This is a genomic window from Nonomuraea aridisoli, from assembly GCF_003236395.1.
GTDB lineage: Bacteria > Actinomycetota > Actinomycetes > Streptosporangiales > Streptosporangiaceae > Nonomuraea > Nonomuraea aridisoli.
On the sequence record NZ_POUD01000032.1, the window covers coordinates 41,807 to 48,841 of the forward strand.

A 7,035-nucleotide genomic window follows, 5' to 3' on the forward strand; every position below is an offset into this window, starting at 1 on the left:
TCGGCCTTTACCCCAGTCCCCCCGACGTGAGGCAAATGACCTGCTGTGTAGGTATCCAAGCCGGAGCAATGCGCCCATCGTGCGCAGGTCAGTTTGGGGATAATCGGACCGCCATCAAGCGTGGAGTTCGGAGTCCTCCAAACGTCCAGCGCTCGGCGCCCACGCGCTGTTGTTCCGGGCTACTGGGACTCGGTCCCAGATCCTAGATCGCCGTTCCCGGCCGCCGCCTGACGGGCCGCCGCCTGACGGGCCGCCGCCTGACGGGCCGCCGCCTGACGGGCGCCTCCTGCAGCGCCTCGATCGCCCGCTCGAGTGATGGCTCCACTCGGAACGCAGCGCGCAGACCAGTGATCGACAGCAGGCGTTCCAGGCGCGGTGGAATGCTCGCCAAGACTAGAGTGCTGTTCTGCTCTCGGCCCTGCTTCAGCAGCTGCACCAGCACGCCCACGCCCGTGGAGTCGCAGAAGGTCACGCCGCCCAGGTCCAGCACCAAACCCTGCGAGGGCGTCTTCTGCCAGGCATCCTTCGCTTGCTGGTGCAGATCGTTCGAGGACGCGTAGTCGAGTTCGCCGGTCGCGCACCACGATGAAGGCGTCGTGCAGGCTGATCGACACGCTGAAGAGCTCCCAGGAGCCGTCTGCTTCGTCCATGGGGACTCACCCTCCCCTGCTCGACGCAGGAGCAACACGCCGACACGGCTCCGCAGGCCCGGTAGGGCCCGACGAGGCGTGGTGCGCCGGCCACGCCATGAACGAAGACCGATACAGGAAAGACGATTCGTAATAGTGTTTTCACCATCAGTACGGTTTCGTCCGATCCGTTCCGTCGCCGGCCGGGACAGGCACGAACCGGTGACAGCAAAGGGCGTAACGATGAACGATGGCGATCGCTCCACCTGGACGTTCCTCACCCATCACGCCCGGGTGCTGGTCGAAATAACCCGCAACCCCGAGGCCCGGATCCGCGACATCGCAGCCCGGATCGGCATCACCGAACGCGCGGTACAGGGCATCATCGCCGACCTGCACCAGGCCGGCTACCTGACCCGCGAGTGCGTCGGCCGGCGCAACCGCTACAGCGTGCACCTGGACCGGCACTTCCGCCATCCCACCGAGGCCGGCCTTCCCGTCCGCCTACTGATCGACATCTTCACCGACCATGACCTGCCGCATCCCGCGGCCGCCCGGCCACGAGATGGTGGCGACCCGAACTGACCACGCGGCAGAAGTCCGGGCGCTTGCGGCGAGCATCGAACCATAGCCAAGAGCGCGCTGCAGCGTCGTCGCGGCCATCCAGCACCTGCAACGTCCGCGCAACCTGGCCGGCCCCATACGCGCACGTGCGTGAGGCGGGGAGCCCATCCCGGGGTGGCTAGGACGGTTCCATTCGGCCCCACTTGACGGCTTGAACTGGACCCACTTAACGATCTTCGGCGGATCGGGCGGACGGCTTGAGTTGGCCCCACCTTGGACCAGCCAGAGAGACCGACGACGATACGGTCTAGCGAGACGGAGATGATGACCGGGAACCTGGGGCAGGCCCGCAAGCTCTACCAGCAGGCCATCGAGACCGGTGATCCCGGCGCGGCGGCCCAAGCGCTCAAAGGCTGGGGCGACCTGGAAGTCAGCGCGGGCGACCTTGAACGAGCCCGCCAGCTCTACAAGCAGATCCTTGGCATCAAGTAACCCCCGAGCCTGGCAAGTGAGGCGACCCTCTCCACGTGGCAAGCACTCGCTGTAAAGACTGCGGGCCAAGTCCTCGGGTCTGATCGTCCCGCACAGCGGGCGAACGGTCGGCAGGTCAGCGATCGAGGTCTGCTCGCCGGGCGGCGAGCTCGTCCTTGGCTGCCGCCTCCATGCTGGTCAAGCGTGTGCGGACTTCCGCGAACTGCTCATCGATGTGCGCACGCAGGTCCTCCAGCGCGGTAGTGGGGGCGGGAGCCGGGTGGACATGCACCGTGGGTCGGCGGTTGATGCCCCGAAAGGCGAACACCGAGAGCACGCCCCAGTACAGGACGGCGATGCCCGCGGCGAGCATGCGCCCACTGGCCGGGCTGGCGCTGTAGACCATAGCGACGGTGCCGGCTCCGTACAGAACCCAGGCCAGGCGTGCGCCCCAGGAGCGCGCCAGCCAGCACAGCAGCCACAGGAACGGGCCGGTCACCGTCCAGGCCGACCAGATCGCCGCCGCCCCCGTGGGCAGGCCCGCGGCATGGGCGGTGATGTAGGCGTGGACCGGCGTGGTGACGACCTCGGTCAGGTGCCAGTCGGCCACCCGCTCCAGCGCCCATGTCAGCCCGGTGACCAGGCCGCCGGCCATGCCCTGGACGATGGCGCCCAGCACCGCGATGACCAGCCACAGCAGCGTGACCGTGATGAGGGCCACGGCCGCGGCGCAGACGGCGATGACCGAGAACTTGGCGATCTCGGCCTCGCGTGGGTCTTCAGCGAACCGGTCTTTCGCCCACTCCTGAAGGCTTCGGTATCGATCGACAATCCAGTCGGCGACGTCCACCAGCATGCGGAACCTCCTTCACGCGATTGGGGGTGCGGGTGTCTTCACGATGGTCTCCCGCACGCGAGCACGCTGCCTCCCAAACGCCTGCAAGCCGCCACAGAGCGTGACCGGTTTCCGCTTTATGTCCAGGCCCAAGTTCTTCTTGCCGAAGGCACAGTGATCGTCCTCTACACCGACGGACTGATCGAGACCCGCGAGAGCGACCTCGAGGCGGGCATGGACCGCCTGCGCTCCACCCTCTCCCAGGAATCATCCCTCCAGCTGGAGCAGTTCTGCACCAACGTCGTCGCCACCATGGTCGGAGACACCTCCGAGGACGACGTCGCCCTCCTCATGGCCCGTACCGTGAACGCGGTGTCCTAAGACGCCTGCCCACCGCTTGAGTGATCGGGGGTGTGAGCGAGGAATGCGTCCTGAAAACGCTGGAGCTGCTGAGCGCGGCCGACTGCCGCGAGATCGTCACGCATGAGCGCACCGCGCTGAACGACGGCCCTGGCTTTGGGCTGCGCTGCCGGCGGCTGCTATTGAGGAGGCGAGCCCGTATCGAGGTCGATCCTGCGGCGGCGGACGCGAGTTGCGTCGCGAAGCTGCGAGAGCCGGCAGGGCGAAAGGCGCGATTGTCGCGCCAGACAGGATCCGGGCGACGATCGAGAAGGCGGGCAGCACCGGATACGAGCGCGCGACCGATCACGTCATGGGAGTCTGCGGCTACAGCACCGGACCGGTGTGGCAAGGTGGCGCGGGCTAGTCGCGGGCGAGCATGGCCATGCCTTCGAGGTCGTGGTCGACATAGTGGTCACCGCTGACGTTGACGGTCACCTTCTTGATCGTGCCGCCGGTGAACGGGAACGGCGCCGTGTAGTCGCTGCTCACCGGATCGGCGGAGTCGCGTCCCACGCACAGGCCCTCGCCGGCGAGGGCGAACTTGCCGGGCTGGGTGCGCATCTCGCCTTCCGCGACCACCTGGTCCCCGACGAACAGCCGCAGCCTGCCGCGGGCCACTCCTTGCGGTTGTTCACCGTCCTTGGCGAATTCCACGCCGACGACAAGGGAACCGGTGGGCAGCGGCCGGTCGGAGACGAAGGTCTGCTCGTCGGAGCCGAGGAAGTTGTAGCAGTAGCGAAGCTCGTCGTCCTTGATGAACAGGGTGTGCCCGCCGAACCTGGATCCCTGCGCGAAGATCACCCCATCGGGTGAGTCGACGTCGAGCTCGGCTCTGATCGAGAAGGGCCGGTTGCGGATGTTCGCGGCCACGCCTTCAGGCACGTCGGAGGTGCCGGGGTAGTAGACGTAGGTGTCGCGCGGCTTGGCGGGGAGCGGGCGTTCGATGGCGAGTTGTTCGCGTGGTGTCCGGTCGTCCAAGGGGAAGGCGCCGTTGGCGCCCGCCTCGGCGAACCAGAGCTCGACCAAGTGGCGTGCCTTGTCCGGGTGTTCGGCCGCCAGATCACGGGTTTCGGCTCGGTCCTCTTCCACGTGGTAGAGCTCCCATTCGTCGGCGGTGAAGTTGCCTTTGCCGCTGAGCGCTCCGTGGCGGGCCACGACCTTCCAGCCGTCGTGGTAGAGGGCGCGGGTACCGAGCATCGCGTAGTACTGGGTGATGCGGGTGCTCGGGGCCTGCGGCGCGTCGAAGCTGTAGGCCATGGACGTGCCGTGCATCGGCGACTGGGTGTGCCCCTTGATCTGCCGGGGTGGTTCGATGCCCAGGAGGTCGAGTACGGTGGGCACGATGTCGATGGCGTGGTGGTACTGGTCGCGCACCTGGCCGCCGACGTCTTTGAGACGGGCGGGCCAGCTGATGATCAGCGGGTCGGCGATGCCGCCTTCCAGGGTGTAGCGCTTGAACATCTTGTACGGCGTGTTGAAGGCCCAGGCCCAGCCGGTCGGGTAGTGGTTGTAGGTGTCCGGCCCGCCGAGCTTGTCCAGCTTGGCCATGTTCTCGGCGGGGTCCTCGGGCCAGCCGTTGAAGAACTTGTTCTCGTTGACCGAACCGCCCGGCGAGCCTTCGCCGCTGGCGCCGTTGTCGGAGACGACGACCACAATGGTGTTGTCCAGCTGTCCCGACTCCTCCAGGTAGTCTAGGAGCCTGCCGATCTGGTGGTCGGTGTAGGCGCAGAAGCCGGCGAACACCTCGGCCATCCTGCAGAACAGGCGGCGCTCGTCCTCGCTGAGCGAGTCCCACGGTGTGACCTGATCGCCGGGGGCGATGACGTCGGTCGCCGGCCAGGGGTTGATCGGGGAGAGTTCGGTGCCGGCCGGCACGATCCCGTGCTCTTTCATGCGCTCCAGGACGATCTCACGGTAGCGCTCGTAGCCCATGTCGAAGACGCCCTGGTACTTGTCGATCCATTCCTTTGGCGCGTGGTGCGGGGCGTGGTTGGCGCCAGGCGCGAAGTAGCAGAACCACGGCTTGTCCGGGTCCACGTGGCGGATGTCGCGGATGAACTCGATCGCGCGGTCGGCCAGATCCTTGGACAGGTGGTATCCCTGCTCGGGGGTGTACGGCTGATCGACGAAGTGCTGGTCGTAGGTCAGGTCGGGGAACCACTGGTTGGTCTCGCCGCCCAGGAAGCCGTAGAAGCGCTCGAAGCCGCGGCTGGTCGGCCAGGTCCTGCGCGAGCCGGCCATGCTCGACTCGGTCTCCGGCGTCAGGTGCCACTTGCCGATGCACAGGGTGGAATACCCGTGCTCCACCAGAATCTCGGCGAGGGTGCCGTTCTCCGGAGGGATCACTGCACTGAGGCCGGGGAACCCGTTGGCTCCCTCCACGATGCAGGCCATGCCGTTGCTGTGGGCGTTGCGGCCGGTCAGCAGGCTGGAACGGGTCGGCGAGCAGAGCGCGGTGGTGTGCCAGTTGCTGAAGCGCAGGCCTGTGTTCGCCAGCCGGGTCATGTTCGGCGTCTCCACCAGGCCGCCGAAGGTGTCCCAGGTCGCGATGCCGGTGTCATCCCAGACGATGTAGAGCACGTTGGGCGACCCCTCGCGCGCTCGCGGAGGCAGGAAGGGATCCCAGTCCGGAACGGAGTCGCGAACGTCGAGATTGATCACGCCGTTGAATGTGCAGTTCACGCGTTCCTCCCGTATCGCCACCTGATGCCAGGCCTTCCCGCGGCCCGTTCGAGGGCAACGCGGTGTTCGCTCAACGGAGGTTCAAGCCCCCGGGGGCTCGGGCCGATGCGGCCGAACGCTCTGCCAGTTCGAGCCGTTCGTGCCCAGTCGGCGGAGCCCGGACGCGGGTGATGCGCAGGATGTCGTCGTCATAAAAGGGCTCGGGCGGCAGGATCTGACGCGGCGGGAACGGGGTGGTGGTTCGACATCGTGCCTCCTGCCACGATGGTTGGTGGCCGAGCATGATCTGTGCTGGGCCGGACCCGTCCAGAATACCGGAAGCAATTTTCCGGCATCGAGTGGCCGCGTTGGTGGAGCCCGAGCGCGTGGGCGCGTGCGGCCGGCGTCGGGACGGTGCGTGGGCCGTGGCCTGATACCCAGTAGCCTGCGGCCATGACTGAGATCCTGAGGCTGACGCCCGATGATGCGTTGGCGATGCTGCTGGAGGGTAATCAGCGGTTCGTCGCCGGTGCGCCGGAGCACCCCAACCAAGATGCTGCACGCCGCGCCGAGACGGCGCCGGCGCAGAGCCCGTTCGCGGTGCTGTTCGGGTGCTCCGATTCCCGGCTGGCCGCCGAGATCATCTTCGACCGGGGCCTGGGTGATCTGTTCGTGGTCCGCACGGCCGGGCACGTGGCCGGCACCGAGGTGCTGGGCAGCATCGAGTTCGGGGTGAGCGTGCTGGGCTGCCCGCTGATCGTGGTCTTGGGCCATGAGTCGTGCGGGGCCATCGCGGCGGCCTGCGCCGCCGCGGACGGCGGCAGCACTCCGGCCGGTTTTGTCCGTGACGTCGTCGAGCGGGTGATGCCGAGCGTGCTGGCGGCACGCGCCGCCGGGCACGATCAGGGCGAGCAGATCCTGCATGAGCACATCCGGCACAGCGCCGGCCTGCTGCTCGAGCGCTCTCGCGTGCTGGCCGAGCGGGTGGCCGATGGCCGCCTGGCGGTGGTGGGCCTGTCGTATCGGCTGGCCGATGGCAGTGCGCGGCTGGTCGCCGCGCATGGCCTGAGCGGGGCTGCGGTCTAGATACGCCTCTGGGTGGCGGCCCCTGTTTGCCTGGGCGAGCAGGGCGCTGCACGTGCCCGGGCAGGGGGCTGGGCCCTGAAGGGGTGGCGGCGCTGCCGGCTGCTCTACCTCGCGGGCGGGGCACCGGACCGTCATTGATCATCGTCGCGTCGCTGTGCGCGGAATGCGGCGGCAAACAGCAGGGGAAGGATGGCGAGGGTGATGGCGAGACCTGGTGACATCGACAGTGCCGTGGACAGGGCGGCCATCGGCAGCGCGGCCGGGGTGCTGCGCAGCGGAGGTCTGGTGGCGTTTCCGACCGAGACCGTCTACGGCCTGGGCGCCAACGCTGCCGACGGTGCCGCCGTCGCGCGCGTCTTCCAGGCCAAGGGCCGCCCGCCCTCCCAC

8 protein-coding genes are annotated in these 7,035 nt (G+C 67.8%); 5 read left to right on the forward strand and 3 right to left on the reverse strand.

Annotated elements, in window-relative coordinates:
- Positions 1-202: 202 nt before the first annotated feature.
- A complete protein-coding gene (locus C1J01_RS10955; RefSeq protein ID WP_111178826.1) occupies positions 203-910 on the reverse strand; it encodes an STAS domain-containing protein in 708 nt (235 codons plus the stop codon).
- On the opposite strand from C1J01_RS10955, the gene C1J01_RS10960 reads away from it, so the two are divergent.
- A complete protein-coding gene (locus C1J01_RS10960; protein WP_111178827.1) occupies positions 873-1,214 on the forward strand; it encodes a helix-turn-helix transcriptional regulator in 342 nt (113 codons plus the stop codon). The genes C1J01_RS10955 and C1J01_RS10960 overlap by 38 nt on opposite strands.
- A 300-nt stretch (positions 1,215-1,514) precedes the next feature.
- Positions 1,515-1,685 (forward strand): hypothetical protein, encoded by a 171-nt coding sequence (locus C1J01_RS49735; protein ID WP_181448688.1) that lies wholly within the window; start codon positions 1,515-1,517, stop codon positions 1,683-1,685.
- A gap of 115 nt (positions 1,686-1,800) precedes the next feature.
- Here C1J01_RS49735 and C1J01_RS49740 read toward each other — a convergent pair whose 3' ends face one another.
- On the reverse strand, positions 1,801-2,520 hold the full coding sequence (locus C1J01_RS49740) for a hypothetical protein (protein ID WP_181448689.1): 720 nt from the start codon (positions 2,518-2,520) through the stop codon (positions 1,801-1,803).
- An 81-nt stretch (positions 2,521-2,601) separates the two neighbouring features.
- Here C1J01_RS49740 and C1J01_RS49745 point away from each other — a divergent pair, with 81 nt between their 5' ends.
- Entirely contained in the window at positions 2,602-2,880 is a 279-nt protein-coding gene (locus C1J01_RS49745; protein ID WP_268958650.1) for a SpoIIE family protein phosphatase, read from the forward strand.
- Positions 2,881-3,261: 381 nt separating this feature from the next.
- Here C1J01_RS49745 and C1J01_RS10970 read toward each other — a convergent pair whose 3' ends face one another.
- Positions 3,262-5,583: an arylsulfatase gene (locus tag C1J01_RS10970; protein ID WP_111178829.1), complete on the reverse strand. Its 2,322-nt coding sequence runs from the start codon at positions 5,581-5,583 to the stop codon at positions 3,262-3,264.
- A 432-nt stretch (positions 5,584-6,015) separates the two neighbouring features.
- On the opposite strand from C1J01_RS10970, the gene C1J01_RS10975 reads away from it, so the two are divergent.
- Both C1J01_RS10975 and C1J01_RS10980 read left to right on the forward strand, forming a co-directional pair.
- Positions 6,016-6,648, forward strand: coding sequence for a carbonic anhydrase (locus tag C1J01_RS10975; protein WP_111178830.1), 633 nt, complete (start codon positions 6,016-6,018; stop codon positions 6,646-6,648).
- A 201-nt stretch (positions 6,649-6,849) separates the two neighbouring features.
- The coding region (locus tag C1J01_RS10980; RefSeq protein WP_220039845.1) for a Sua5/YciO/YrdC/YwlC family protein at positions 6,850-7,035 on the forward strand (186 nt) is incomplete at its 3' end.